This is a genomic window from Sphingobium sp. AS12, from assembly GCF_019097845.1.
Taxonomy (GTDB): domain Bacteria; phylum Pseudomonadota; class Alphaproteobacteria; order Sphingomonadales; family Sphingomonadaceae; genus Sphingobium.
This window is the reverse complement of record NZ_JAHRGM010000009.1, coordinates 1-1,060: the sequence shown is the minus strand read 5'-3', so window position 1 is coordinate 1,060 and position 1,060 is coordinate 1. Positions and strand designations below refer to the sequence as shown.

Genomic DNA, 1,060 nt, shown 5'->3' with positions numbered 1-1,060 from the left:
CTGACTGTGTCCTTTGCCTTACAGAAGCTTCTCAGTTTCAGGAGGTCCCATTTATTAATTGCAGACCTCAGTGTCTGTGCTTCTGGCGTGATGTTCAGGAATCGTTCTCCTGTACCAATTTGTTCAAGGGTTGTTCCCACTTTCTCTTCTAAAAGATTCAGTGTGGCTGGGTTTATGGAGAGATCTTTGATCCATTTGCACTTAAGTTTCGTGCATGGTGACAAGTATGGATCTATCTGCAATTTTCTGCATGTTCGAATCCAATTGTGCCAGCACCATTTGTTGAAGATGCTATCTTTTTCCATTGTATGGATTTAGCACCTTTGTCAAAAATAAGGCGTTCGTAGGTGCGTGGGTTAATATCTGGGTCTTCAATTCGATTCCATTGGTCTATCTGTCTATTTTTGTGCCAATACCAAGCTGTTTTCAGAACTATGGCTCTATAGTAGAGCTTGAAGTCAGGGATGGTGATGCCTCCAGAAGATCCTTTATTGTAAAGAGTTGTTTTGGCTATCCTGGGTTTTTTATTTTTCCATATAAAGTTGAGTATTGTTCTTTCAATGTCTGTGAAAAACTGTGTTGGGATTTTGATGGGGATTGCATTGAATCTGTAGATTGCTTTTGGCAAGATTGCCATTTTTACTATGTTGATTCTACCTATCCAAGAGCATGGGAGATCTTTCCATTTTCTGGTATCTTCTTTAATTTCTTTCTTTAAAGTCTCAAAGTTCTTATTGTACAGGTCTTTCACTTTTTTGGTTAGTGTTACCCCAAGATATTTTATGTTGCTTGTGGATATTGTGAAAGGTGATGTTTCCCTGATTTCTTTCTCATTGGATTTATCATCTGTATATAGTAGGGCTACTGATTTTTTTGAGTTAATTTTGTATCCTGCTACCTTGCTGAAGGTGTTTATCAGCTGTAGGAGTTCCCTGGTAGAGTTTTTCGGGTCACTTATGTAGACTATCATGTCATCTGCAAATAGTGAAAGTTTGACTTTGTCCTTTCCAATTTGTATCCCTTTGATCACCTGTTCTTGTCTTATTGCTCTAGCTAGAAC

At 38.3% G+C, this 1,060-nt stretch carries 1 protein-coding gene; it reads right to left on the bottom strand.

The window, feature by feature from the left end; genetic code table 11:
• Nucleotides 1-232 precede the first annotated feature (232 nt).
• The coding region (locus KRZ98_RS05040; protein ID WP_217672581.1) for a reverse transcriptase domain-containing protein at nucleotides 233-1,060 on the bottom strand (828 nt) is incomplete at its 5' end.